We start from the raw sequence: 25,928 nt of genomic DNA, 5'->3' as shown, positions 1-25,928 counted from the left end.
GAAGAGTTTATCAAAGCTCTGGAAAGCCGGCGTCGTTATCTTCATTAGCTTCCCCCTCCCATTTCTTACTCAGATGAAAATAAAAGGAATAACTGTCAGGATGCCTCCTCTCCTTCTTGCAGCAACCGTTTTTTTTGCAGTTATGTGTGCAATGACCTTTGGCTCCACCAAGGATCTTATCTATATCTATATTGGTCTCCCGCTGTGTGCTCTCTTAATTGGTTTTCCTCTCTGGGTCGCCTATACAAATGAGAAGCAGGTCCTTCGTGATGCTTCGCAGTACCGTTCGCAGGCAAAATTTGTACGGGCGCGTCAGCTCTCTCCGGCAATGCGGGGAAGCGTGGTTCTTATGGAAGGAAAAGTGCTGAAAGTCACCGGACTTATGATGAACAAACCCTCTTATCTGATCCAGGATCCGACCGGTCAGGTCGTTGCGAAACGGTTTGCCCTTCCCGATCCGCTGATCGGTGTCGGAGCGGATGTCGAGATTCTCGGCCGTGTCTTTGGCAAGGCGGCCAATGCTCAGTCGCTGTATATCAATACCCTCACCATTAAACCAGTTTCGAGTCTGCGTCAGACCAGTGAAGAGGCGCAGTCGGATCAGGAAAAGCTCCGGATTAAGAAACTCAATTAACATTTGCGATCCTATTATGAGTATGGATAAAGACGCGTTCGTTGCTCTTCTGGAAAAAATCGCTCCGCCGATGCTGGCAGAGGATTTTGATACGGGCCGTATCGGTCTGATTGCAGAAGGCACAGACCAAATCGAAAAGGTGGGCTGCGCTTTGGATGCCACACCTTATGTGTGTGAGCGTGCTGCGGCAGAGCGGTTTGACGCTCTTGTAGTCCACCATCCGGCATTCTGGGCTCCGATGCATGGAATTACCGGGAGAAATGTCGAGATTCTCCGCCCGTTACTGCAGAACAACATCAATCTGTATGCCATGCACACGAACTTCGATCATGTTCACGGCGGGATCAATGATGTTCTTGCACGCGAAATAGGGCTCTCAGACTGTGTGCGAATGGACAAGACGCCTTCCTCTATTGGTGTTGTCGGAACTATGTCGAAAAGTTTTGCCGAGATCTCCAAAATCCTCGGGTGCGGTCTTCGCGTCTGGGGGGATGTATCCGGCGTCAGAAAACTTGCAGCAGCCGGCGGATCGGCGTTTGATATGGAGTTGATCCTGGAAGCCGTGTCGCTTGGAGCCGAGGCGTATCTGGCATCCGAATTAAAGTATAATATTGCCCGCGAATCACCGATCCCCTGTATCGAAGCTACCCATTATGCTTTGGAGGCACCGGGTATGCGTGCGCTTGCAAAAACCCATGGCTGGGAGTTTATCGAGGATACGCCGCTCACATCGATCATCCAATGATCCATCCGTTCCAGGTTTTAAAGAAAGAGGGTACACTCAATGACGTTGTGCGTAAAGCTTTCATCGATGCATATGGAAAACGCGGGATGGAGGCAGTTGACGCCGTCAGAGAAAACCGGGTAAAAAAGTATCAGGATTACTTTGTGGTCGTTGGAAATACCGATGAGTACTTTGTCGAGGGGTCGTTTTGCAGCTGTAATGCCATGCTCTACGGGAAGGAGTGCTGGCACACCCTCGCAGTGCAGATAGCAGTCGAGCTTGGAATTTATGATTCATACAATCTCTGGTATTATAAGGATGGTGTCGATGAGGATGAACCTGAGTATGAATAACTTTCACAAAACCTATTTTTAAAATGCTGCGACGCCTATCTACTAGGAATGGCCTCGATACTTGTGACCTGTTACAGCAGGACTGGTAAAACAAAGAAGCTTGCCGCTTCGATCGGCAAGGGAGCAAAGGAGGTTTTGGGTGTGGACGTTGATGTTCTTCCTTTCAACCGCGTGACCGCAAGTGATCTTGTCAGATATGACGGGATCATTCTGGGTTCCCCGGTGTATTTCGGGGGGATAGCAGCGGAGTTGAAGGAATTCATCGATGAAACCACGTTTGTGCGCGGAAAGCTTGTTGGAAAGGTCGGCGCTGCATTCACTACTGCCGGGGACCGGACCGGCGGAAAAGAGACGGCCATCCTGTCGATCGTTCAGGCGATGCTGATTCACGGAATGATCGTTGTGGGTGATCCGATAGCCGATGAATCGAGCAATGAGGAGCACAACGGGGGGCATTACGGTTTGGCTGCCGACGGTCAGCTTACCGAGCACGATCTTTTGCAGGCCGAGTATTTCGGCCGGTATGTGGCAAGTGTTGTCGCCCGCATGTGTTAATTGATATCCGCAATCATTTTTTTCAATTCACTGCACGCTTTGTATGCTGTATTGTCCATAGAAAGCGGCGTGATCGAGACGTAATTTTTTCTGATCGCCGTGACGTCAGAGTGTTCTTCCGGAATGTAGATGGGAGTTCCGTTGATCCAGTAGTAGGGTTTGCCTCGCGGATCGATCCTTTGTTCGACTGATGTTTCAAACAGCCGTTCGCCAAGTACGGTGACTGCGTAGCCTTCGATTCTCTTTGCCGGGATATTGATATTGATCAGTTTGCTTTCAGCCGGCATGCCGTTTTTTAGAAAATGTCTGGTGAATTTGGTGACGACCTCTTTACTCTGCGTGAAATCCATCTTATGGGTCCTGGGGTCTGCGAATTTATTTCCCTGATCGTTCATCTGAAGGGAATATGCGATGGCAGGAACACCCTGATTGACCGCTTCCATTGCAGCACCTACCGTTCCGGAGGTGGTGATCGATTCAAACGAGATGTTCTCGCCAAGATTGATGCCGGAGACAACCAGATCCGGTCTGAGCCCGAGTCCGTAGAGGCCGAGGAGCAGGGCGTCGGTCGGTCTTCCTTCGACAGAGTATGCCCGGGTCTGATGCATCGCTACCTCGTTCATCCGGATGGGTTCAAAGATCGAGATCGATCTGCCGACTGCGCTCTGCTGGGTCGCCGGAGCTACGACCGTAACATCAGCGATAAGAGACAGAGCGTCATATGCGGCCCAGAGGCCTCCGGAGTTGATCCCGTCATCATTGGTTAGGAGTATCTTTGGTCGGGACATTCTTCTCAGATACGTTTCATCGGTGAGGTATTACACCTTTGGGTTTGGGCGGGTTTGAGCGGATACAAAAAATATGTGTGTTATCAGATTTTATTTTCCCTCCTGCATTTCGGAATCTATATATTGAGATACAGCATTCTTATTATGCATATTTGCTGCGGTGGCCTAGCTGGTTAGGGCGCGGGACTCATAATCCCGAGGTCGGGGGTTCGGATCCCTCTCGCAGCACTGTTTTTTTGATATTTTTTGCAGAATCACCATCTATAATCGTTCAGGATCTTTACCGTTTCTTTTACCCTTTTCTCTAACTGTTCACTGTTCATAAAATACCGTACCATGCACACATTTTTTGCACCTGCATCCAGAACGCTGATGAGGTTATTCCCATCGATCCCGCCGATCACAACAACCGGAACATCTCCTGCCCGTTTCACTGCCTCTGCGATCAGCTCAGTTCCGGTAACCGGATCGGGTTTTGCTTTCGCGGGTGTTGTAAAGACCGGGCCAAAACCGATGTAATCCGGTTTTTGTTTTATCGCTTCATCCACCTGGCTGAGCGTATGGGTCGAGAGTCCAAACACCGATACCTTCTCCCTGCAGATCGTTTTTGCATCGGTCAGGCTGATATCATCCTGGCCGAGATGGAGACCGTCTGCCCCGCAGAGATACGCAAGGTCTGCCCGATCATTCAGCACAAATCGCGTTTCAGTTCCCTCAGTTATACTCATAATTTCGCCTGCAGCCCTCAGGATCTCCCTGTCGGATAATGCCTTTTCCCTCAGCTGCAGATATCTGACATTATTTTTGACTGCTGTTTCGGCGATCTTCTTATACGGCAAAAAGGGATTGGTGATTATTAGATAAAGTCCGAAGTCACTCCTCATCACTTCAGCTCCTCTATGATCAGTTTTGCAACCTTTTCTCCGGACAGAAGCATACCTCCAAACACCGGCCCCATACGCGGAGATCCAAACACGCCGTTTGCTGCCATTCCGCAGACATAGAGGCCGGGATAGATCATTTTGGTATTATCTACCGTCATTGCTTCACCTTCGGCCGCATTTAAGGAACGCTCCCCGCAGACTTTTCCGGCAGGCGTGTTCAGGATGATGTTGTTCTTTCTTGCCGCCGTTTCCGTGATCATACAGGGATGACCGGTTGCATCCACGACGACCTTTGCCCGGAAGGAAAGCGGGTCTACATGAAGTCCCTCTCTTACAACCGGCCCCCAGTTCACGACAACACCCGAAACTCTGTCATCTTTAAAAACCACATCTTCCACGCTCATAGCGTTGTGGATCAGAACACCTCTTTTTGCGGCATGATAGATCAGAGCTGATGTTGCCAGAACACTATCACAGGTCACGAGATGATCGTTATAGCGTTCGTATGGGATCTCCAGTTCGTCCAGAAGATATACTGCTTCATTTTGGATCGCAACTGATGAAAACATCATGGCTCCTCCCCACATCCCCCCTCCCGGGGCAAGTTTGCTCTCAAACATCGAAACTTTATATCCGGCTTCTGCGATCCGCAGCGCCGCAATAAGCCCTGAGGGTCCTGTTCCTGCAATTGCTGCATCGAAACACAGATTCTCCTGCAGTTTAGAAAACCAGGATTCTGTTATTGCTTTGGTTACTTCCAGGTCCATTTTCATGTCCTCCCTAACGGCAGCCGGATAATGCACATGGGCAAGTATCGAAAAAACGATTCCCTCCGCCGGCATTACCCGGATCAGGTTATATGGGTATGATCTCAGCCGGTGCAGCCGGATATCCGTCTGCATCAGCACCCCATTATCATATCCGCATTTCTGGTATAAGGAATGCTCGTATCCAAAAAAAATCTGAAATCCGGACATACGCGTCCAAACACCGTGTTCTCCTGCTAAATCCGTTTAACCCGGCCGCAAGGATTAATCATACAGACTTTCCATAACTAATCAAGCGGAGGTGCCAATCACCATGAAAACAATACTGTATTACTTTACCGGCACAGGCAACTCGCTCGCCGTGGCCAAAGCAATATCCTCAAGGCTCCCTGAAACCGAACTTGTCCCCATCCCCAAACTTATGCTCGCTGGTGAGAGGATCACCGTTCCTGCTGACGCGAATGTCGGCATAGTGTATCCTCTTTATGCCATGGGCCTTCCCAAGATCGTCGTGAATTTTTTCGCGCTTCTTGATCTCTCCCCTGCAGGCTATGTCTTTTCTGTAGTGACCGAAGGGGGAAAAAGCGGATCTCCGACAAAGCAGATCTCTGCGCTGTGCGAAAAAAGCGGCCATATGCTCAATGCCGCCTGGTGGATCCAGATGCCTGACAACTATATCCCCTTAAGTGCGCCGCCGGAGAAGTCTGTTGAGAAGACCATCCGGGAAAATGCGCTTCGAAAAGTTGCCGTCATCGTTGAAGATATCAAAAACCGGCAGGGTTCGCTTGCAGGATTTACGGCAATCGGCAGCGTCATGAAGCTCATGTATGGTCCTTTCATCAGAAACATCCATAACTTCGACAAAAAATTTGTCGTCAGCCCATCCTGCAACGGATGCCTGATATGTGTGCGGATCTGCCCGGTAAACAACATCCGGCCGCTGCCCCATGGAAAAAAAGAGTGGCTGCATACCTGTGAAGGCTGCCTTGCCTGCCTGCAGTTCTGCCCGGTCGAAGCTCTTTCCTGCGGAGGAAAAACTGCGAACCGTCCGCGGTATCACCACGCGAATGCGACCGTGGAAGACATGCTCGAACAGAAAGGCAGCATCGAAACAAACTAATCCCTCTTTTTCCCTACGTATGAACGTGTATATATTCATTGAACGTAAATATTAGTTCAGTATGAAACTCCCCAAATACGACATCAACAAGTACGATCCAAAACGTATGATGGCAATCCCTGCTGTCCTTTTTGGCATCGCTCTTTTGATCGTCGGTATAACGTTTGCATTGACAGGTATGCCTGTCACACCCGGAATTGATTTTGCCGGAGGGACGGCCGTTACCATCCATACGGATGATACCAAAGAAGAGATCGTCGCCTTCTTTGCCGGCTATGATCTGAAGTCTATCGATGAAGGTATCGGCTCGGGCGGCTATTATCTCAAGTTTGGTCCGATGTCCAACGAGGACATGATGACATTCAACGATCATGCCCTTTCGAAATATCCTGAAGCAAGCATCGACCAGATCGGTGCAAACTTCGGTTCAACGCTCCAGACCCAGGCGTTGTGGGCGATCATGTTTGCCTTCATCGGCATGGCAGCAGTCGTGTTCATCGCTTTCAGAAAAGTCATTCCTGCCGTAACGGTCGTCTGCGCCGGTATTGCCGATATCACTATTACTGCCGCCGTCATGAACCTTCTTGGGATCGAACTTTCCCTTGCAACGACGGCTGCTCTTCTGATGCTCATCGGTTACTCGGTTGACAGTAATATCCTGCTGACCACAAAAGTCCTTAAACGTCAGGGAAAACTTGAGGAAAAAATGGAAGGCGCGTTTCGCACGGGTATCATCATGACTACGACGACACTTGCCGCAATCATTGCCATGTTCCTCGTTGCATTCATCGGTCAGGTGCCGACGCTCTATTCCATCGCTGCCGTTTTGATAATCGGTCTTATCTGTGATATTATTTTCACCTGGGGTTTCAATGCCGGCATTCTCCGGATGTATCTATCCGGGTCGGAAAAATCTCAGACAACACCAAAACAACCTAAAAAGGACAGCAGAGGTGCAAAACAATGAGCTCAAAAAGATCATCCTCTCCTCAGAAAAAAGAGAAGAAGGAGTACTCCGGCTGGCATGCGGTGATCCGTGATCCGCGCGTGGTTCTTGTTCTTGTCTTAGTGGCTCTTTCTCTTGCGGCGATCTTTGTTCCGTTTGGAGACCGGGAAGGTTTTACGAACCTGCAGTTCGGTCTTGACCTTGACGGAGGTTCATGGATCCAGCTGGAGTTCCAGTCTGAAGTCGTGACGATCGGCCAGGGTGCCGATGTTACGGCCGTAGCAGACAAGATGGAAAAAACACTTGACTGTACTGTCATTCCTATTGGCCAGACCAAGATCGAGGTTCAGAAATCGGCGACAGATGCTGAGCTTCGGGCCGCTGTCGAGGCTGCCGGAGCTTCGTTTGTCAGTTCTGAGCCGGGAGTAGGTACGGATACGGCAGATACTATTAAACGTATCCTTGAATCCAAAGTCAACAGTCTTGGCACAAGTGATGTAAAGGTCAATACGCTCACGAATATGGACGGCGTTTCCCAGTATGTCCGTATCGAGATGGCGGGCGTAGATATGCAGACTGCTCAGGAACTTGTCGGGACCCAGGGTCTTTTCGAACTTCGTATCGTTACAACCGGGAATGAAACCGCGCACGTCTTGTACGGCGACTCGGTCGTTTCTGTCCAGACGCCGACCCAGAACCCTGCTGGTTCTGACAACTGGGGTGTGGCATTCGGTATCGACAACAACGGAGCAGAGGCACTTCAGCAGGCCTGCATCACGTACGGTGCGACCACGAACCCTGCTGCTCACGAACTGGTCATGTATCTTGACGAAAAACTTGTCTACAGCGCTCCGCTCTCCGCGGATCTTGCCGCATCCATCGCGAAAAGCCCGGTGAACAGTCTGTATGCCGGAACCGGTCACGGGGATGAAGGTAAAGAGCAGGCGCAGGAGCTTGAGATCCATCTGCGGGCAGGCGCTCTTCCAGTCCAAGTCGAGATCGCCGGTTCCGGTTCGACTTCGGCGGTGCTTGGTGACTACTTCAAGATCATTTGTCTGATAGCTGCGATCGCGGCACTCGCGGCAGTTGCTTTGATAGTGTATCTCAGATACCGTACCCCGGAGATCGTTCTGCCGATGATCGCCACGAATGTTGCCGAGATCGTTATCCTTCTCGGGATCGCCGTCTTCATCCAGCAGCTGGATATCGCGGCCATCGCGGCGCTGATAGCGGTTCTTGGAACCGGTATCGATCAGCTGGTCATCATCACCGATGAGGTCATGCATGAAGGCCGGGTCCCGTCTCAGGCTTTGTATCTCAAACGTCTGAAGCGTGCTCTCGTCATCATCATGACTTCAGCAGCCACTGTAATAATCGCCATGTTCCCGCTGATCATCATGGATCTCTCCACTCTGAAGGGATTTGCGATCATCAGCATTCTTGGTATCCTGATCGGTGTTCTCATTACACGTCCGGCTTACGGTCGTGTCGTGATGGAGATCATGGCAAAATAATTTTTTTTATCACGGCGTTTTTTTCTGGTTTTTGATCGTCGTCATCAGTTTCTGCAGTTTGGCAAGGATCTCCTGTCTGCCGGCCGGTTTCACGAAGGCCGGTTTGTCAGTTATGACAGGATCAGACCTGATATGCGCAGCCGTTTTTTCTGAAAGAACTGCTATGATCCAGTCGATCACCGGGTCATGATTTACAATGGCCCCATGCTCCGCTTCTGTTTTGAGCAGACGTTCGTTTCCCTGCGGATCTTTCCCAAGCTTTTCGAGATGGCCGAACATCGTTGCCGAATCTGTCGGAACACACCCGTCGCCTGCATGATCGTAGATGATGTGGGTGATCTCCGGCTCATTTGGGTCATCTGAGAATATCAGTGATCTGATCGTCTGGTGATTTATCCCGACAGCGAAGTATGAACGGTCGAGTTCCGGCAGGATCCGGCTGTCATTTTCCAGTCTGAGGGCGTTCCCGTCACTAAAGATATGCTGCAGGGTCATCGCATACTCCTTTGGGGTCATCGGTTCGTAAACATTCACCCCGGCATCTCTGATCTGCCCTGCCGGTAAATAATACGGTTCTCCGTCCGGTATGCTGTCTTCAGCCGTCATCTCATCATTCACCGGGATGTTTTTTGTATAATGATACATCGGATGCCGGCTGAAATACGTCATCGTCGGGATCAGATCGCTTCCTGAAGGAAAACTCGTCCGTACATCCCGGGTGATCTTCGTTACTGCATCAAACAAACCTCCGGGAATATACGTCAGCTCCCCGGTCAGCGCTGTGTTTATTATATCGGGGGTGCCCTCGTAGGGTGTTGCGAGGGTCATGATCTTTCCGACCGTGTCGCTGCCGAACATCCCGAGATAGGCGGAAACGATCAGTCCTCCCAGGCTGTGCGCAATAAGATCTGCTCCGGAAGCTCCGGCGGCATGCAGGGTCCGGCGGATCTGCTGATCGAGCAGCTTTGCGGTATCTTTTTTGGACTGACGGAAATCATAGGAGAAAAAGTAGACGCCTCTTTTTGGAAATTCAGCACAGAGCCGGTCGATGATTTTCTTGTAAGGGTACTCAAACGCTCCCATCGCCCCGTATTCACGTTCATCCTCGGATAGAGCCGCAAGGTCCTTTTCATTATTTTTTACAAAGAGAGGGTTTTGTATTCTCATCATCTCGCCGAGTTTTGTAAGTTTCAGCGAATACTCTACCCAGACAAGATCGCCCTCCTGATCATAAAGCCGGCTTCCCATGATGCCGGGTATAAATATCACCGGATTGTGTGTCATCGTCATGATAGTATGATTTTCCCGGGCAAGATGCGTATTCTCTCTTCCGTCTCGCCTGAATGTATGATGTACTGCCGGGGATAATGAAGATATCCTGCCGGTGTAAGTATATATTTTTCAGTATTTGATATATATTTTTATTATGAAATAAATATATTTAGAAGTAAGAATATTTTTATATGGTATGACTATTGTCTAATCGGAGATTAGTCTTATTATCTATCCTGCTGACATGTATATGGTACAAAATCATGAAGGCTGTCTTAGGACTTGAAGATGGGACGATCATCACCGGAACCGGCTTCGGCGTCGAAGGTTCCGCGTCCGGTGAACTGGTTGTCACCCTTGTATCTACAGGATACATGGAAGCCCTTAGTGATCCGAGCGTATCCGGACAACTGCTGATGTTCGGATACCCGCTAGTCGGAAACTACGGAGCAAATAAAGATCAGCTCCAGCATGAAAAAGTTCACGCTGCGGGAACAATTGTGCGTGAACTCTGCGTTCATCCCAAACACCAGCCGACGCTTGGTGAATTCTTCGAAGACAACGGTCTTATCGGCATCGAAGGTGTTGACACCCGGATGCTCACGATAAAACTGCGTGAACAGGGTGTCATGCGGGCCGCCCTTATCACCGGTTCCGACGACGGATACAAAGCCGTCAGTATGGCACAGACCGCTCCTGTCCAGGAGACCCGCGACCTCATCTCCGGCGTCACCTGCCAGGCTCCCTATCGCATCGAAGGAAAGGGCAAAAAAATTGCTGTCCTTGACCTTGGATGCAGAAAGTCCATACTTACCAGCCTGAAAAACCGCGGTGCAGACATCTATGTCTACCCGTACGGAACACCGGCTGATGTGATCATGGCAGAAAAACCGAGCGCTCTATTCTTAACGAACGGACCCGGCTACCCGTTTGCCGCGCCAAAAGCAATCTCCTGCGTGAAAGATATCCTTGGAACCATCCCGGTCCACGGGATCTGCATGGGAACCGAGATCATCGCCGCAGCGCTCGGCGGTCAGGTCGAAAAACTCAGACTTGGTCACAGAGGAGCAAGCCAGCCCGTCAAATTCTCTGACGGTACGGTCGCCGTAACCTTCCAGGGACATGGCTACGCCGTAGTTGGTGACAGTCTTCCGGAAGGCTGCGAGGTCAACTGTATCAATGCAAACGACGGCACGGTCGAAGGCTTCGTGAACAACGACCTCGGCGTGTACTGTGTTCAGTTCCACCCGGAGCACGACGGAATCTACGACGGCGTGGAAAAACCGATTTACGATATCATGTACAGGGGGATCCCTGATGCCTAAAAACACCTCACTTAAAAAAGTCCTGCTCATCGGATCGGGACCGATCCAGATCGGACAGGCTGCCGAGTTTGACTACGCAGGAAGCCAGGCATGTAAAGCTGTGCGTGAAGAGGGTATTGAAGTTGTCTTAGTCAACTCCAACCCGGCGACGATCCAGACCGATCCGGAAACTGCGGACAAAGTCTATGTTGAACCGCTGAAAGCAGAGATCATCGCTGAGATCATCAAAAAGGAAAAGCCGGACGGTATCCTCTCAGGTATGGGCGGCCAGACCGGTCTGAACCTTACAGCTGAACTCTATGAAATGGGCGCCCTTGAAGGCGTCCAGATCCTCGGCACCCCGCTCGAAGCAATCTATCATGGTGAAGACCGTGATCTCTTCAAGAAACTTATGATCGAGATCGGTGAACCGGTCCCGAAAAGTTTCATCTTGACCAAAATCGAGCAGCTTGAAGAGGCCTATGCGGAAGTCGGTCTTCCCGCGATCATCCGCCCGGCATACACCCTTGGAGGAAGCGGCGGCGGCGTTGCGAGCACCAAAGATGAACTGAAAAAGATCGTTGAGTACGGTCTGACAAAGTCCCGTGTTCACCAGGTCCTGATCGAGGAATCGGTCAAAGGCTGGAACGAGATCGAGTTCGAGGTCATGCGCGATGCGGCTGACACCTGTATCATCATCTGCGGTATGGAAAACGTCGACCCGATGGGTGTTCACACCGGTGAGTCCGTCGTCGTCGCGCCGATCCTGACACTCACCTCTGACGAGTTCGGCATCATGCGGCGTGCTGCAATAAAAATCATCCGTGCACTCAATGTTCAGGGTGGATGTAATATCCAGTTCGCGTTTAACAACGGTGACTACAGAGTCATTGAAGTCAACCCGCGTGTCTCGCGTTCCTCTGCCCTCGCCTCGAAAGCGACCGGTTACCCGATCGCCCGTGTGGCAGCAAAAGTCGCAATCGGTCTGCACCTCGACGAAATCAAAAACACGGTCACGGGCTGCACGCCTGCCTGCTTTGAACCGGCAGTCGATTATGTCGTGGTCAAAGTTTCCAGATGGCCTTTTGACAAGTTCAAGACCGCCGACCGGACCCTTACGACAGCGATGAAAAGCACCGGCGAGGTCATGGCGATCGGCCGTACCGTTGAAGAAGGATTCAAGAAAGCTCTCCGCTCGCTTGATACGGATATCTACCGGCACACCGACTTAAATGAGATCAGAATGATCCTCTCCCGCCCGACCGATGAGAGATTCCCGACCCTCTTCGACGCCTTCCGCCTTGGAATGACCGTCAAGGAAGTCTACGACCTCACTCAGATCGAGCCGTTCTTCTTAGAAAAGATCCAGAATGTTGTGGACATCGAGCTTGAGCTCCGTGACCACCCGACTGAAGAGCTTGTCAAGACCTCCAAGAAGTTTGGATTCTCCAACGCCGAGATCCGCGAACTTACCGGCTGGAACATCTACAAGATCGAAAGCCTTGTTGGTCTGCCGACCTACAAGATGGTCGACACCTGCTCGGCCGAGTTCCCGGCAAAAACGCCTTACTACTACTCCACCTGGGAGCAGGAGTGCGAACTTACCCCGTCGGACAAGAAAAAGATCCTCATCCTCGGTTCCGGTGCGATCCGTATCGGTCAGGGTATCGAGTTCGATTACTGCACGGTCCACGCAGTCAAGTCCCTGCGTGAAGAAGGCATCGAGGTCCATATCTTAAATAACAACCCGGAGACGGTCTCGACCGACTTCGACACCTCGGACCGCCTGTACTTTGAACCCATGCAGCTCGAAGATGTCGTCAACATCTTGAGAAAAGGCGACTACGACGGCGTAATGGTTCAGTTCGGCGGCCAGAACTCCGTCAACCTCGCCATCCCAATCCAGGAAGAGATCAAACTCTTCGGTCTGAAGACCAAAGTCCTTGGAACGAGCCCCGACAACATGGATGTTGCCGAAGACAGAAACCGGTTCAGCGTCCTTCTGGAAAACAACAACATCCCGTCTCCGGCAAACGGTTCCGCCTACTCGGAAAAGGAAGCCTACGCGATAGCCAACAAGATCGGCTACCCGGTCTTAGTTAGACCAAGCTATGTTCTCGGCGGCCGTGCGATGGAACTTGTTCACGATGAACTTGAACTCCAGACCTACATCAAAGAGGCCGTCCGCGTCTCCAACACCCACCCGGTTTTGATCGACAGATACCTCGATAATGCAACCGAGCTGGACGTGGACGCCGTTTCCGACGGCGAAACCGTTCTGATCGGCGGCGTGATGGAACACATCGAAGAAGCCGGTGTCCACTCAGGCGACTCTGCGTGTGTTATCCCGACCCAGACCCTCACTCCTGAGCAGATCGCGACCGTCAAAGAGTACACGCGAAAGATCGCCCTTTCTCTTGGCGTGATCGGTCTGATCAACATCCAGTATGCCCTTCACAAAGGAACGGTCTATGTCCTCGAGGCAAACCCGCGTGCAAGCCGGACGGTCCCGTTCGTCTCCAAGGCGACCGGTATCCCCCTTGCAAAGATCGCGGCAAAACTCATGATCGGCAAGAAACTTGCAGATCTTGGATTCGAGGAGAAAGAGATCAAGCACGTCGCAGTAAAAGAAGTTCTTCTTCCCTTCTCCAGACTGCCGGGTGTCGATCCGATCCTCGGTCCGGAGATGAAGAGTACCGGTGAAGTCATCGGTATCGATTACGACTTCGGCAGAGCATTCTACAAGGCAAGTCAGGCGGCAGACAACACCTTCCCGCTGAAAGGAAATGTGTTCATCTCGGTCACCAACGATCAGAAGTATGAGATCCTGCCGATCGCCAGAAAACTCCATGATCTCGGCTTCTCGCTCTACGGAACGGAAGGCACGGTCAAGTTCCTTACCCAGCAGGACATCCCGATGAACCTTGTCAGAAAGGTCCAGGAAGGTTCCCCCAACATCCTGGATATGATCCGGGCACTGGATGTGCATCTCCTCATCAACACACCCGGCGATAAAAATGCACGGGCCGATCACCTGCAGATCATGCGGGCAAGCATCGACTACTCGATCCCCTACATCACGACCATCTTCGGAGCAGAGGCCGCCGTCCAGGCGATCGAATCGATGAAGACCAACAAGATCACGATCGAGCCGCTGAGTCACTACCTCAGCTGATCACCCTTTCCTTTCTTTTTTTTTATCTGGTGATCAGCACAAATACCGACGTCAGCACTGAAAGTACGAGGCAGAGACCAAAACCGATCTGATATCCCGCAAGCATAATTACGATCCCGCTGATAAGTGGGCCCGATGAGTGGCCGATGTCCATAATTGAAGACAGGGCCCCCAGAGAGGCTCCAAGTTGGTTCTTTTCTGCGGTATTTGCCGCATACACATTGGTAGCTACCGTCGAAATCGACATGCCGATCCCAAAAATACAGCTAAGGACCAGCAGGATCCGGAAGTCAATTGTCAAACCCATGATTCCAAGCGAGAGACCCGTGATCAGCATACCTGCCGCGATCTGTTTTTTGGGATTTCCCTTGTCTGCACGCCGGCCGAAGAATGGTTTGGTGAGTGCGATGACCACCACCTGCACGGCAAAAATGATTCCGGTCTGCCATGCCGGAACGCCGATCAGGAGGAGATAGACCGGCAAAAATGTTTCAAACGTCCCAAAACAGAAGTAGGTAATCATCTCTGCGACGGAGGCGGCGCGAAGCCCCTTGTTCGAAAGAAACGTCTTCAGACTGTTTGTGAAATCGGCAAAGGTTATCTTCTGCACCCCTCCATGGGTATCGCGGAAGAAAAGGATCAGGATAAACACCGGAACTGCAGCACAAAACGCTGCCACATACACCATATGATAGGCGGTGAATCCCGGAGCCAAGGCAAATAATGTGATAATTGCCCCGCCTATCAGAGGAGCTGCCGTCCTGCCGATGAGCGTGGCCGAGCTGTATGTCCCCATCATTACGCCTTTTCTGCTGCCGAATTTTTCTGCGATCGCCGCTCCAACCACCGGCCCGAGGATCGCGGTCGCTAAGCCGTGAAAGAATCTGACGGGGATAAGCAATATCGGGTCCATTATCAGAAGATAGAGAAGCGGGGCAGTGAGAAAAATGCATCCGGATGCAATGAGAAGTTTTCTCCGGCCAAGTCTGTCTGAAATCAGGCCTACGGGAAAACTGAATAAAATGCCGGCGAGAGGCGATACGGCGGCGATAAGCCCTAGATAGGCATCGTTTGCTCCAAGAGATGCTGCATACAAGGGGAGCGCCGGGTTTTTTGAAATAGTTGTCGAAAATATCGCGAAGCAGCCGATTATGCAGAAGTAGATGATGAACTTTTTTTGTATATTCTCTTCTGACATTTGTGTTGATATTTATCGGCATTTTATATAGGGTTTGGCTACCCACCGACACGCATAATACCTCCCCCGCCCAAAAATGAATTATGTGTTCAGCAGGCGGACCTGTCGATGTTGACCTCAATGACCCCTTAAAGGGCAGAGGCAAGAAGTATAAATGCAATGACTGCGGGGCGACGTTCACGGGGATCGGGAAACACCCGATGTGCCCAACCTGTCAGTCAGACGACGTTACCGAGATGTAACTTGAATGACCGGTGATCTTCGCGTTCCATTCAGAGGTGACCAGCCGGTCATCATCCGTGGAACCTCTTCTTTTCTTGTAATTTCCAGAGCCTTTGAAAAATTCCCTCTTCTGATCGAGACCGACACAGACGAGATTGTCCAGGGTGTGTATCCCGGTGATCTGATCATCGTATCGGCACCGGAAGGCGGGGATATCCTTCCCGCTCTCTACCTCCTCGAGATGGTCAGAACCTATCATCTGCCGATCATCGCTCTGCCAAAAACCCATCCGGCGGGAAAACGGCTGTCATATGTCGTATCGGCTGCAGAAAAAATCGAGATGCGGTGTGATATCAGACGCGGGACCCATCCCGAGCAGCATCTCCTCTGCTCTGCCGACGAGTTCACCGGCATGACTTTGTATTCGGAAGAAAACGATCTGGTCATCCGCTTCCCCCGTCCCGGGATCAGAGTGTCCAGTCTCGATTGGAACCCGTCATTCACCGAAAAAAGTGTGGAGACAGGCTCAGATCCGGGCTGCCCGGATCGTTGAGATATACTCAGTGCCGGCATCGGTAAAGATCTCCGAGAGGCTGAGGGTGTTTTCCTCCGCCCAGCCCATCCCAAGATAGAGCCCGCCGTTCTTCTCATATCTGAAAAGGATCATCTCCCCGTCAGGGGCCACGATCCCTCCCGTCTCTCCCTCACCGACCCCCATGTACGATGTTTCTGCAATGAACCCGTTCGTATTCCGGCTCCCGATCCTGATGATGAAATCCGACGGGAGGCCGGCATCATACCCGTTCTTCGAGATGACCTCCTGATCCTTCGTGCTCCAGGTGCCGGCAACATCCGGCCCATCCGGCCGGATGCCCGCCGCCGAGCCGTATCGCAGATACGTGAGTGTTTTTACAGCGGTATGATCCTGACCCGTCCGCTCATCTGTACTGGTGACGGTGATCCTTTCAGGAGAGACCCCGCCAAACCAGAGCCGCATATCACCGGTCACAAAAAGAATATTTTCCGGCTTGTTCCCGTACATAACTGCGCTGAATCCGGCGGCTCCATTTTCTTTCGTCCCGTTCCCCGTGTCGGCGATGCCGTAGAAAATAGCGCCGTTTTGTCCCTGAACAACCAGGCTCCCGCCGGAAACCGTCTGTAAGGAATCTGCAGAAAGCAGCGATCCGCTGTCGAACATGTAGACGCCGGCGATCTCCGGATAGGTTTTTACCGCCGCCTCTGCGCCGTTTCTCAACAGAACTGTTGACTGCGTGCCGGAACTCTGCTCTTCTGACAAAAATCGCCCGGTCTTGGAAAACACAGCGCCGGCGAGTCTGATCTCGTTTTCATTCACCACGGTCCCGATCTGCACCGCAGAAGAATTTCCTTCCCCGTCCGCTGTCTGCGAGGTCAGGAGGAACTGTGCTCCGTCTTTGGAAAAGAACGATCCGTAAAAATCTGTGCCGGCATATGTTCCGGAAAAGAGTCTTCCTTCCTGGAAGGTGACATCAAAGACTTCGGTCGTCAGCGCGGGCTGCATGAATCCTTCCTCTCCGTTTTCGTGTATGGTCAGGGATCCAACGGTCCATGGTCCGGTTATGTCGGGGATTTCCGTTCCGGATTTCGCCACACATCCGGCAGAGATGATCACTGCTGCGAGAAGAACCAGCAGAAACAGTCGGGCTGCATATTTCATGAATACTACTTATCATCTCAGAAAATAAAACCGCAGGTCCCCTTCCTCGAAAATCGGTCTGCCGGCTGCACAAAGAACTGTCGTGTTAAAAAAAAGATTATCCGTATTTAACGGATAAGAGCTGCTGCGCGGTCTGCTGCTGAGCTGACCGACTCGGACTTGATGATCTCGATCCTGCGGACCGGGAAGATCGGCTTGCATTCAGCGAACATCTTCTTGGACAGTTCGCCTTTCAGCATAGCGGAAACAAAGGACTCGAAGTCGGACTCCTTTGCGGCCTCTTCGACAACCTGGACCATCTTTGCACGAAGCTCCTGGACCTGGGAAAGTCTTGCGTGGTTGATAGTGAAGGCAGTGATAGTTACCTGAAGTTCGCGGGTGCTGCCAAGGGGCTTGACCGTGATGGTGCTGTCGACACGGGATGCTCTTTTCTTGACCATTGCGCGAACGAACTCCTTTGTCATCTCATGACCGTTGAACTGGGTGTATGCTGCATCTCCTGCAACATTCATGATCTTAAAGGATGTACGAACATTCTGTTTGGAGTAGTCCTGGATCAGTTCGCCCAGACTAACCGTCAATACACGACCCGGAACATTTTCCGGATTTGAAGAGATGATCTCTCCAATGAACTGCTTGCCGAGGAACTCCGGTGCGTGAACTTTATACCAGTTCTTTGCCTTCCATCCTTCGACTTTGCGTCCGCCACTCTGCTTTTTTCTTGCCATGGTTTATTCACCTGAAGTATTTTTTAACGTATTCTCTTCGCAGATCGTCTCGATGAGCCGTTCTGCAACCGAGAGATTCATCAGATAATCATCAACTGTCGCAATAACCGACCGAAGCGACTCACCGTTCACCCTTGCCGTAATATACCCATCCTCAAAAGACGTCTCAATAAACCCTGCATTGTCCGGCGCAAGAGATTTTTCGATCTCGTCTGCGCTTGGGATCCTGGACCGGATCTCGCCTGTTATCTTCATGCAAATGCCTCCAGCGAACTGACAAACTCAGCCTCAGAGGCAAGGGGGAGTTCTCCTCCCGCCCGGGTCTTGTGACCTCCGCCTTTTCCGCCGAATGTTTTTGCGGCAGTCGTGATGAACTGCTCAAAATCCACGTCAGCGGTCCTGGGCGCTCTGGCTGAGACCTTCAGATACGACGCTCCTCTGCAAAGAACGAAAACAGGCCGGTTCTCCGACTCGGCAAACATGTCTGCGACATCGCTCACCGTATCGACGGAATCCACCATCCATGCATTCGTTGTCAGCTGCCTGGCTGAATCTGCGGCCCGGATCACCTTTTTCTTAAACGAAAGAGCGATCTCCCAGGCCTCTTTCAGCAGGGAGGCATCCCCGCATGCCAGCCCGAATGCGATGTCGGTTCTGCCTGCTTTTCCGCAGGCATCGATGACCATCGTCAGTGAGTGGGCATTCTGGATGATCTCCCGCTCAAGACCCCAGGTATCGCCGTAGAGATTCGTCAGCGCATCATACGATGCATTGGACCGTGCGATGATCTCTGATAAAAAACACCCGAGATACGCTTCATCCGACGTTTTCGCCGAACAGGCTTTCACGATTTGTTCAGCCTCCCCGCTGTTTCCGGAAAGACCCGGAAGATAGGGTGAAGACGCAACTTCGATCTGCTCTTTGGGTGTTCTGCCGGCAAGAAGTATCCCTCTTCCCGGATTTATCAGATTGTTCGCTATCCCCTCGCCGATGATCTTTTCATTCATGCCGGCAACGGTCTGCCCGTCCCCGATGATGCCTAAAAGAACCAGGCCGGCAAGGTCACGGTTATCTGAAAGGGCATTTGCGACCAGATAGGCGCATCCGGCGGCGGAAAGTTCCGTTTCGCCGTCTGCACCGAACAATCGCGGATTGATATGGTATTTTGAGGTGGTGTAAGGCACGTGATGATCGATGATCATTGTCGTTTCCGGTAAACCGGCACACGACGCACCCAGATCACACAGAAGGGAAATGTCCGGATTCGTGACATCGGTATTCGTAAGAACAGGTAAGAACCTGAGCCGAAAAGCGATGCCCGCCCGTTTTAAGGCGATGGACATGATCGCCGCCGAGGATATGCCGTCCGCGTCGTGATGAGAGTACATTTCCACGTACTCCATCCCTTTAAGGCGTTCGGCGATATTTTTGGCAGCTTCTTCCAGTGACATGGGTTATGATGATTTATCTGGACAGAAGGATCTCTGCAGTCTCCGGCTTGTAGACCCAGCCGAGCGGTAAGCGTTTGCTGCCAACATAGTACTTTACAAGTCTGCGGACCTTTGCTTCGGTCAGCTGGAGCTGACGTTTGTTGTGCAGGTCTTTTTTGTTCTGCTCAAGGTGTTTTCTCATGCCGAGAGCCTTGTGCATCAGGTTACGCAGATCTTCGGGGATGTCAGTGTCAAGGTCGTTTTCACGGACGATGGCATTGATTCTCTTGCCGGTTGCGAGTTTTACGTTCGGGACTCCGTGTTTGTCACGGAGAACGAGACCGATCTGTGCACAGGTAAGACCTGCTTTGCGCAGCTCGACGATTTTACCCTCGATCTCTTTGACATCGGAGTTGGACCAGGCAGGGACTTCTTTTCTGTATGGTCTCACAGAGGATGCAATTCCTCTTCTTCTAGCATGCATTCGTGCCATAATTTATCACCTCGCGAAAGAGACTGTCCGCCCATCCGTACCGGGCGGAGAACCAACCTGACGACGTATTCGCGGATACTGTAATTTGACAGGTATGGTCGTAAGTCACGAAAAGAGCAGCATGTATAATACAGCTGACTCGTCGTAATCCCAAAGCCAAAAAGGCAGTGTCTTAGTAGACAGACACGTCGGACTTACTTCAGTCAGCACCTAAGTGCTTCGTATATGTTGGAGGGGATCAATAATAAGGGTTTGGGACGTACGTACATACAATGAATATGCGTGAGTATGATGTGATCGTTGTCGGGACGGGACCGGCAGGTCTGTTTTGTGCTGCCCATCTTGCCCCGGCGAAGGTCCTCGTCCTGGAAAAGATGAAACTGCCGGGCAGAAAACTTCTGCTTGCCGGTTCCGGTCAGTGTAATCTCACGCATGCCGGCGATGTGAAAACGTTCACCGGAAACTACGGGGATCATGGAAATTTTGTGAAGCCTTCGCTGATGGCGTGTTCGAATGAGACCGTAAGGGATTTCTTTTCGCATCGCGGGGTCCCTGTGTTCACAAACGAGAACGATAAGGTGTTTCCCGTTTCGCTTTGCGCGGATGATGTGCTGGACGCTTTGCTTTCTGCCTGTGATGAGGCGGGAGCGGAGATATTTTATTCGGAAGGGGTGAAGTCTGTCACCCCAAACAGCGGAGGATATTCTGTGCAGACTTCTCTCGCATCATATCAGACGAAGTATGTGGTGATCGCGACCGGGGGTATGTCGTATCCGGGGACCGGCTCGACGGGGGACGGGTATGCCTTTGCGGAATCGCTGGGTCATATGGTCGTTTCGCCGGAACCGTCTTTAACGCCGGTGTATGCCGATGACCATCAGCTCCGGGATCTATCCGGGATCTCGCTTCCCGCGAAGGTGAGTATCTGGCGGGACGGAAAGAAGATGATGACCCGGGAGGGGGATCTGCTGATCACCCGTTTTGGGTATTCGGGTCCGGTGATCCTGGATGCTTCGAGGTGGATGCGGGCTGGAGATGTTCTCAGGATTTCGTTCACTCCTCTCTCCCCGGGGGAAACGGATGCTCTTTTGAAAGAGCGGACCGCGGCGTCAGGAGGAAAGCAGGTGCAGAATCTTTTGTCCGGTCTTTCCTGTCCGGACCGTCTTACCCGCGCTCTGGTGGAGGTGTCCGGCATTCCTGAAGGAACGACGGGGGGTCAGCTGACCGCGAAGATGCGGGCATCTCTCGTTGAGAATCTGACGGCGTTTCCGGTCACGATCAGCCGGCTCGGCGATTTCAATGCGGCGATGTGCACGGCGGGGGGCGTGTCGCTTGCGGAGATCAATAAGAAGACCTGCGAGTCAAAGATCGCGCCCGGGGTGTTTTTCGCGGGAGAAGTGATGGATATCGACGGGGATACGGGGGGATTTAATATCCAGGCGGCGTTTTCAACAGGCTTTGTCGTCGCGAAAACGATCCTCCGGTATTTATGCGCGTGAGACCGTTTTGCCCCGCCTTCAGGTGTGAGGGCCGGTTTCCGGTTTCAAAATAATGGCCTCGTTTCATAATCTTTAAATGATTCCGTGTCGTATGTTGTTATCGCAATATTTTGTTGCCTCAGTGGCTTAGTGGTATAGCGCTTCCTTGGTAAGGAAGAGGTCGCGAGTTCAACTCTCGCCTGAGGCTCTTTTCTTTTTCTGAAATTAGTATTAATGTGATCGTATCAATCCAAAGAGTTTCAGGACATTTTTTCTTCAATTCGTTTTAGAATAGGATTTACCCGGTGTGCTCTCAATCCAATTCGGGAAGGGTATAACTGGGTGTCGAAACAAGAGATTATTTAACCGCGAATCTCCGCGAATTAACGCCAATCGCATTTTTCTTGCGCCGCCGTGCTCTGCTTCGGCTGATCGCCTACGCAGGAATCGCACGCCGTCTGGAAAAATGCTGTAGGAAAAACCGGCGTGCCGGTTTTTCTCTCCTTTTTCTTCTTTCTTTGTGTGATGAAAAATAATGAAACGACAGAAAAACCCGCACGCGGGTTTTTCCCCAGCATTTTTCAAGAGAGGGTGCGATTCCTGCGTAGGCGATCAGCCGAAGCAGAGCCCCCGAACGTAAGGAAAATGCGATTCGTGAGGATTCGCGGAGATTCGTGGTTGGTTTTTTCAGGCATCCACACTCACTCATCTCCCTTTCGAATTGGATCTATCCCAACACTGCGGAACTCCTATTAGAATAGGACTAACGTTGTGTGCCGACTTGCCGAAATGAGACCGTAGTTGTCAAACGGGTTGTCAAGTGTTTGCGGGTTTATTTCAGCAATCGAAGGTATATTCTGGATTTGATTTTGGTATTTGTCTATTTTACCAACTTGACGAGAGTGTGATAAGAGGAGAGGGGGGAGAGTCGGATATGCCGGGCGAAGAGACTCTTCGGGCCTTTCTCTCTCTTTTGGGTAAAATAGTAAAATATAATAAAATAAAATAATTATAATTATAATATAAGGTATTTTTCAATTTCAAGGAAGATATGGGCTTATTCTTGTTGTCAAACGATTCGACAAGTAGGTGACAAGTTGACAAATACGCTTGCGTGATGCCGTCACTTTTCCCGCCTCCCTTTTATCCTCCCGAAAAGAACATCTATCAGAGTGAACCCGCCATGATCCTCAACACCGGAAGCAGAACCGACATCCCCGCTTTTTTCAGCGAATGGTTCTTCAACCGGATCCGCGAAGGATATGTCCTTGTTCGAAACCCGTATTATCCCCGTAAAGTTACGAAGTATCTGCTCGATCCGGACATTGTGGACTGTATCAACTTCTGCACCAAAAATCCTGAACCGATGCTTCCGAGAATCCACGAACTGGACGGATTCGGTCAGTTCTGGTATGTCACCATAACGCCGTACGGAAAAGAGATCGAACCAAACGTCCCTCCGGCAAAACAGGTGATCGATTCATTTCAGACACTTTCAGACCATGTCGGACTCAGCCGGATCGGCTGGCGGTATGACCCGATTTTTCTGACAGAAACATATTCTCTCGAGCATCATATCGCTTCGTTTGAAAAAATGGCCGCAGAACTTGCCGGATACACCGACGTCTGCGTCATCAGCTTTCTCGACCTCTATGAAAAAACCAGATGGAACTTCCCTGCCGGCAAAGACGTGGAACAAACGGACCGCCTCGCTCTTGGAAAAGCCTTCTGTGAGATCGGCCGCGAGTACGGAATAACGATAAAATCCTGCGCAGAAGGCGTCGAACTCGCACCCTTCGGCGTTGATTGTTCCGGGTGTCTTACCCGCGAAGTCCTGGAGCGTGCCGTCGGTCAAAAACTTCGTCACGATCCCGGCAGCACATCGACACGCAGTTCATGCTCCTGTCTGCTGAACTGCGACATCGGAGCCTACAACACCTGCGGACACGGATGTGTCTACTGTTATGCGAATTATGATCAAAAAACCGTCCAAAACAATCGTTCGCTCCATGACCCCTCATCACCATTTCTCATCGGCACATCAACAGACGGCGATATCGTGATGAATGCCCGTCAGATCCGTCTGCGTGACGGCCAGACGCCTCTCTTCTAAGCATTTTTCATTGGAGTTACGCTGTGTTATTGTCAATCCAATTCGAGGTGGGTTTCATAAACCACTTGGAAACAAATATGGCCCCGATAAATAGGACATCTCCACCGCGGGTCAGAAAAGGAAATGGAATATTCTAGTGGGAGTTATGCGGTGTGATCTCAAATGAAAAAAAACTGACGTACTTATGAGATGTACTTCGATTTCGTGTACGGCATTAGTGTAGACACAAGAGAAAAAACCAACCGCGAATCGGCGCACTCGCAAACCTTCGGTTTGCTCTCCGCTTCGGGTCTTCGCCCCTCGCTCGAATCCGCCCTTCGGGCGAGGAAAATCGGATTTGCTTATCCTCACTCTCGCTCGTCGTGTCTTTCAGCCACGACGGCTCGTCCCTTCATCGGGATCGTTCGGGCAAATCCTGTCGGCGCCCCAGCGCCTCCTATTATTGATGTGCTTCTTGATCTTATGTCGTGATTGACAGTAAAAAGGATATTTTTCATATTTAGAAATCTCTCCCTCACAGGAGCCGCCGGGGCGGCGACAGGATTTGCCCGAACGGTCCCGATGAGGGATGAACCGGCGGGGCGAGCGGGGTGAGCTGAAAGGCTCGCCCTTAGCTGAGCAAATCTTTGATTTGCGATAAGGCCCGCCGAGTTCAAGTGAGGAAAAGCAAATCCGATTCTGGGAGCAAGCCAAAGGCTTGCGGGATTCAAGCGAGGACTGCAAGTCCGAAGCGGAGAGCAAACCGAAGGTTTGCGAGTGCGCCGATTCGCGGTTGGTTTTTTCTCAGGTTTCAACACCCAACCAACTCCTTCCCGAATTGAATTCATCCCAACACCGCGTAACTCCTATTTCAGCAATCCTTATATCGGATGACGATATACAATTATATCGCAAGACGATACATCGTTAAACGTTACATCGCCGCACGGAATAAAACATGACACCTCCTTTGGAAAAATCCCCCCTCACGGAAGCAGCCTACTACATCCTGCTCTCTCTCTACGAACCGATGCACGGCTACGGGATAATGCAGAATGTCAAAGTACTGAGCAGTGACCGGGTCAATCTGGGCCCCGGGACCTTATACGGAGCAATCAATACGCTGCTCGAAAAAGGCTGGATCATCTCTGCCGGTGAATCGGATTCGAGAAAAAAAGAGTATCAGATCACCGAATCCGGAAAAAAAGTAGTGAGTTATGAAATACAGAGACTCGAAGAACTTCTTGCCAACGGCAGAAAGGTTACGGGGATGACATCATGAAGCACACAACATGGAGATGGATCTCCGATTATGAAAAAGAGGAGAAATGGCTGAACGAGATGGCGGCAAAGGGCATGTCCTTGTACAGTTTCTTCTTTGGGAAGTACACCTTCGAAGAGACCGAGCCTGGAAAGTACATCTACCAAATCGAACTTCTGGAAAGTTTTCCGACGTCGCCGCAAAGCGTTGCCTATCTCAGATTCCTGGAAGACACAGGCGTTGTCTGCGTTGCATCCGTGTTCAGATGGGTGTATTTACGAAAAGAGGCGGCGAGCGGTCCGTTCGAACTTTACACCGACATCGACTCAAAGATAAAACGCCTCTCAACGATGAAAAATCTCTGGTTTACTTTTGTCTGGCTCGAGTTTATTATCGCAGCGGCAAATCTGGCTATGGTCATCTATGGATGGATCGTTATACATCAGATGGCGTGGATAAACCTTGGCTGTGCGGTTATGCTTGTTGCCCTGGGTCTTCTCCTGCTTCATTTAGGGTTAAAACCTGCACGAAAGATCAAATCCCTCAAACGCGAACAGCTGATCCGCGAGTAAAACTTTTCCTTTTTTTCGGAACCCCGATAAAATCCCCAACTTCTTCGGCCCGGATATATCACGACCAAACAACAGATAATGCAGTATGAAAGGAGGTAACACAATGTCCGGTATTCGTTAAAATAACTCTCGCACTCAGCCTGTTTCGACGAAATACAACCTCATCGAATATGTCACTTTTTTGCAAGGCCCCTATTTTGAAAATACCCCTCTCTCAACACCGAAAAGCAGTCCTTATCCAGCACTTTTCCGTCATACCGCTTTTCTGCGAGAGAAAGTGTCCCCTCATACCGGAACCCGAGTTTTTCAAGGACACGCCGGGAACGGAGATTAAAGGGATAACACGTAGCCGAAATAAGATCCAGCTGCATCTCTTCAAACCCGTATCCGATGACTGCGCCGGCTGCTTCCGTCATGTATCCCTGTCCCCAGAACTCTTCGCCGAGCGCATACCCGAGCATCCTCACCGAATCGTTCTCACGCAGAGGATCATCGATCAGACCGACACTGCCGATCATCACGCCCGTCTCCTTCAGGACCATCCCGAAAACACTCTCCTGTTCGAGAAAAATTTCCTGCATGATCAGCCTTGTCTCCTCCAGGGTTTCGTGCGGCTTCCACCCGGCATCCCGGCCAGTCTCTGGTCCCTTTGAAAAAGCAAAAACCTCTTCTGCATCAGCGGGAACGATCTGCCGAAGGATCAGCCTCTCTGTCTCGATCAT

The 25,928-nt window shown here is 51.1% G+C and carries 27 protein-coding genes, 2 tRNA genes and 1 riboswitch; of the genes, 17 read left to right on the top strand and 12 right to left on the bottom strand.

The window, feature by feature from the left end:
- Positions 1 to 73 precede the first annotated feature (73 nt).
- Genes H575_RS00800 through H575_RS00785 form a run of 4 tightly spaced genes read left to right on the top strand, consistent with a single transcriptional unit; the run spans position 74 to position 2,266 of the window.
- Positions 74 to 634: a hypothetical protein gene (locus tag H575_RS00800; protein WP_143744981.1), complete on the top strand. Its 561-nt coding sequence runs from the start codon at positions 74 to 76 to the stop codon at positions 632 to 634.
- A gap of 16 nt (positions 635 to 650) precedes the next feature.
- Complete coding sequence (locus H575_RS00795) at positions 651 to 1,379, top strand: Nif3-like dinuclear metal center hexameric protein (RefSeq protein ID WP_342664197.1); 729 nt, start codon at positions 651 to 653, stop codon at positions 1,377 to 1,379.
- On the top strand, positions 1,376 to 1,711 hold the full coding sequence (locus tag H575_RS00790) for a hypothetical protein (protein WP_042696531.1): 336 nt from the start codon (positions 1,376 to 1,378) through the stop codon (positions 1,709 to 1,711). Before H575_RS00795 ends, H575_RS00790 begins: the two co-directional genes overlap by 4 nt.
- A gap of 48 nt (positions 1,712 to 1,759) precedes the next feature.
- Positions 1,760 to 2,266 carry an NAD(P)H-dependent oxidoreductase gene (locus H575_RS00785; RefSeq protein ID WP_052319883.1) on the top strand — a complete coding sequence of 169 codons (507 nt, stop codon included), beginning with the start codon at positions 1,760 to 1,762 and terminating at the stop codon, positions 2,264 to 2,266.
- Here the strand turns inward: H575_RS00785 and surE are convergent.
- Positions 2,263 to 3,054: a 5'/3'-nucleotidase SurE gene (surE, locus tag H575_RS00780; protein WP_042696529.1), complete on the bottom strand. Its 792-nt coding sequence runs from the start codon at positions 3,052 to 3,054 to the stop codon at positions 2,263 to 2,265. The genes H575_RS00785 and surE overlap by 4 nt on opposite strands.
- 154 nt (positions 3,055 to 3,208) lie before the next feature.
- On the opposite strand from surE, the gene H575_RS00775 reads away from it, so the two are divergent.
- Positions 3,209 to 3,282 (top strand) — tRNA-Met (locus H575_RS00775).
- Between the two features lie 26 nt (positions 3,283 to 3,308).
- Here H575_RS00775 and thiE read toward each other — a convergent pair.
- Positions 3,309 to 3,938 carry a thiamine phosphate synthase gene (thiE, locus tag H575_RS00770; RefSeq protein WP_042696528.1) on the bottom strand — a complete coding sequence of 210 codons (630 nt, stop codon included), beginning with the start codon at positions 3,936 to 3,938 and terminating at the stop codon, positions 3,309 to 3,311.
- Entirely contained in the window at positions 3,938 to 4,705 is a 768-nt protein-coding gene (locus tag H575_RS00765) for a sulfide-dependent adenosine diphosphate thiazole synthase (protein WP_042696993.1), read from the bottom strand. The genes thiE and H575_RS00765 overlap by 1 nt, the downstream gene beginning before the upstream one ends.
- A 42-nt stretch (positions 4,706 to 4,747) precedes the next feature.
- Positions 4,748 to 4,860, bottom strand: a riboswitch (TPP riboswitch).
- A gap of 158 nt (positions 4,861 to 5,018) precedes the next feature.
- On the opposite strand from H575_RS00765, the gene H575_RS00760 reads away from it, so the two are divergent.
- The 3 genes from H575_RS00760 to H575_RS00750 all read left to right on the top strand — a co-directional run bounded on the left by H575_RS00760 (position 5,019) and on the right by H575_RS00750 (position 8,285).
- On the top strand, positions 5,019 to 5,825 hold the full coding sequence (locus tag H575_RS00760; RefSeq protein ID WP_042696527.1) for an EFR1 family ferrodoxin: 807 nt from the start codon (positions 5,019 to 5,021) through the stop codon (positions 5,823 to 5,825).
- A 61-nt stretch (positions 5,826 to 5,886) separates the two neighbouring features.
- Positions 5,887 to 6,792: a protein translocase subunit SecF gene (locus H575_RS00755; protein ID WP_042696523.1), complete on the top strand. Its 906-nt coding sequence runs from the start codon at positions 5,887 to 5,889 to the stop codon at positions 6,790 to 6,792.
- Positions 6,789 to 8,285 (top strand): preprotein translocase subunit SecD, encoded by a 1,497-nt coding sequence (locus H575_RS00750; protein WP_081406595.1) that lies wholly within the window; start codon positions 6,789 to 6,791, stop codon positions 8,283 to 8,285. Before H575_RS00755 ends, H575_RS00750 begins: the two co-directional genes overlap by 4 nt.
- Before the next feature lie 9 nt (positions 8,286 to 8,294).
- On the opposite strand, the gene H575_RS00745 is transcribed toward H575_RS00750, so the two are convergent.
- The gene (locus tag H575_RS00745) at positions 8,295 to 9,575 is read right to left on the bottom strand and encodes a lipase family alpha/beta hydrolase (protein ID WP_042696522.1); all 1,281 of its coding nucleotides are present in this window, start codon (positions 9,573 to 9,575) and stop codon (positions 8,295 to 8,297) included.
- 245 nt (positions 9,576 to 9,820) lie between these two features.
- Here H575_RS00745 and carA point away from each other — a divergent pair, with 245 nt between their 5' ends.
- Together carA and carB are read left to right on the top strand one after the other, a co-directional pair.
- Positions 9,821 to 10,882 (top strand): glutamine-hydrolyzing carbamoyl-phosphate synthase small subunit, encoded by a 1,062-nt coding sequence (carA, locus tag H575_RS00740; protein WP_042696521.1) that lies wholly within the window; start codon positions 9,821 to 9,823, stop codon positions 10,880 to 10,882.
- Positions 10,875 to 14,036, top strand: a complete 3,162-nt coding sequence (gene carB, locus H575_RS00735) for a carbamoyl-phosphate synthase large subunit (RefSeq protein ID WP_042696519.1) — start codon at positions 10,875 to 10,877, stop codon at positions 14,034 to 14,036. The genes carA and carB overlap by 8 nt, the downstream gene beginning before the upstream one ends.
- A 22-nt stretch (positions 14,037 to 14,058) precedes the next feature.
- Here the strand turns inward: carB and H575_RS00730 are convergent, their stop codons facing one another.
- Positions 14,059 to 15,234 (bottom strand): MFS transporter, encoded by a 1,176-nt coding sequence (locus H575_RS00730; protein WP_042696517.1) that lies wholly within the window; start codon positions 15,232 to 15,234, stop codon positions 14,059 to 14,061.
- 83 nt (positions 15,235 to 15,317) lie between these two features.
- On the opposite strand from H575_RS00730, the gene H575_RS09445 reads away from it, so the two are divergent.
- The gene (locus H575_RS09445) at positions 15,318 to 15,476 is read left to right on the top strand and encodes a hypothetical protein (protein ID WP_167815577.1); all 159 of its coding nucleotides are present in this window, start codon (positions 15,318 to 15,320) and stop codon (positions 15,474 to 15,476) included.
- A gap of 5 nt (positions 15,477 to 15,481) precedes the next feature.
- Positions 15,482 to 16,009, top strand: a complete 528-nt coding sequence (locus H575_RS00725) for a hypothetical protein (RefSeq protein ID WP_052319882.1) — start codon at positions 15,482 to 15,484, stop codon at positions 16,007 to 16,009.
- On the opposite strand, the gene H575_RS00720 is transcribed toward H575_RS00725, so the two are convergent.
- The 5 genes from H575_RS00720 to H575_RS00700 all read right to left on the bottom strand — a co-directional run bounded on the left by H575_RS00720 (position 15,983) and on the right by H575_RS00700 (position 19,803).
- A complete protein-coding gene (locus tag H575_RS00720) occupies positions 15,983 to 17,152 on the bottom strand; it encodes a hypothetical protein (protein WP_042696515.1) in 1,170 nt (389 codons plus the stop codon). The genes H575_RS00725 and H575_RS00720 overlap by 27 nt on opposite strands.
- Positions 17,153 to 17,259: 107 nt before the next feature.
- Positions 17,260 to 17,880, bottom strand: a complete 621-nt coding sequence (locus H575_RS00715) for a 30S ribosomal protein S3ae (RefSeq protein ID WP_042696513.1) — start codon at positions 17,878 to 17,880, stop codon at positions 17,260 to 17,262.
- Between the two features lie 3 nt (positions 17,881 to 17,883).
- The gene (locus H575_RS00710) at positions 17,884 to 18,135 is read right to left on the bottom strand and encodes a KEOPS complex subunit Pcc1 (RefSeq protein WP_052319881.1); all 252 of its coding nucleotides are present in this window, start codon (positions 18,133 to 18,135) and stop codon (positions 17,884 to 17,886) included.
- A complete protein-coding gene (locus H575_RS00705; protein WP_042696511.1) occupies positions 18,132 to 19,331 on the bottom strand; it encodes a DHH family phosphoesterase in 1,200 nt (399 codons plus the stop codon). The genes H575_RS00710 and H575_RS00705 overlap by 4 nt, the downstream gene beginning before the upstream one ends.
- 13 nt (positions 19,332 to 19,344) lie before the next feature.
- Complete coding sequence (locus H575_RS00700; protein ID WP_042696510.1) at positions 19,345 to 19,803, bottom strand: 30S ribosomal protein S15; 459 nt, start codon at positions 19,801 to 19,803, stop codon at positions 19,345 to 19,347.
- Positions 19,804 to 20,075: 272 nt separating this feature from the next.
- Here H575_RS00700 and H575_RS00695 point away from each other — a divergent pair, with 272 nt between their 5' ends.
- Complete coding sequence (locus tag H575_RS00695; protein ID WP_081406594.1) at positions 20,076 to 21,302, top strand: BaiN/RdsA family NAD(P)/FAD-dependent oxidoreductase; 1,227 nt, start codon at positions 20,076 to 20,078, stop codon at positions 21,300 to 21,302.
- 115 nt (positions 21,303 to 21,417) lie between these two features.
- Positions 21,418 to 21,489 (top strand) — tRNA-Thr (locus H575_RS00690).
- A gap of 175 nt (positions 21,490 to 21,664) precedes the next feature.
- Here H575_RS00690 and H575_RS09220 read toward each other — a convergent pair.
- Positions 21,665 to 21,859: a hypothetical protein gene (locus tag H575_RS09220; RefSeq protein ID WP_042696508.1), complete on the bottom strand. Its 195-nt coding sequence runs from the start codon at positions 21,857 to 21,859 to the stop codon at positions 21,665 to 21,667.
- A 605-nt stretch (positions 21,860 to 22,464) separates the two neighbouring features.
- Here H575_RS09220 and H575_RS00675 point away from each other — a divergent pair.
- The 3 genes from H575_RS00675 to H575_RS00665 all read left to right on the top strand — a co-directional run bounded on the left by H575_RS00675 (position 22,465) and on the right by H575_RS00665 (position 25,206).
- Positions 22,465 to 23,394, top strand: coding sequence for a DUF1848 domain-containing protein (locus tag H575_RS00675; RefSeq protein WP_042696980.1), 930 nt, complete (start codon positions 22,465 to 22,467; stop codon positions 23,392 to 23,394).
- Between the two features lie 937 nt (positions 23,395 to 24,331).
- On the top strand, positions 24,332 to 24,655 hold the full coding sequence (locus H575_RS00670) for a PadR family transcriptional regulator (protein ID WP_042696505.1): 324 nt from the start codon (positions 24,332 to 24,334) through the stop codon (positions 24,653 to 24,655).
- Positions 24,652 to 25,206, top strand: coding sequence for a DUF2812 domain-containing protein (locus H575_RS00665; protein WP_042696503.1), 555 nt, complete (start codon positions 24,652 to 24,654; stop codon positions 25,204 to 25,206). The genes H575_RS00670 and H575_RS00665 overlap by 4 nt, the downstream gene beginning before the upstream one ends.
- Before the next feature lie 173 nt (positions 25,207 to 25,379).
- Here the strand turns inward: H575_RS00665 and H575_RS00660 are convergent, their stop codons facing one another.
- Positions 25,380 to 25,928, bottom strand: coding sequence for a GNAT family N-acetyltransferase (locus tag H575_RS00660; protein ID WP_042696500.1), 549 nt, complete (start codon positions 25,926 to 25,928; stop codon positions 25,380 to 25,382).

The sequence above is a fragment of the Methanocorpusculum bavaricum DSM 4179 genome, assembly GCF_000430905.1.
Classification (GTDB): domain Archaea; phylum Halobacteriota; class Methanomicrobia; order Methanomicrobiales; family Methanocorpusculaceae; genus Methanocorpusculum; species Methanocorpusculum parvum.
This window is presented reverse-complemented; position numbering and strand designations above follow the sequence as displayed.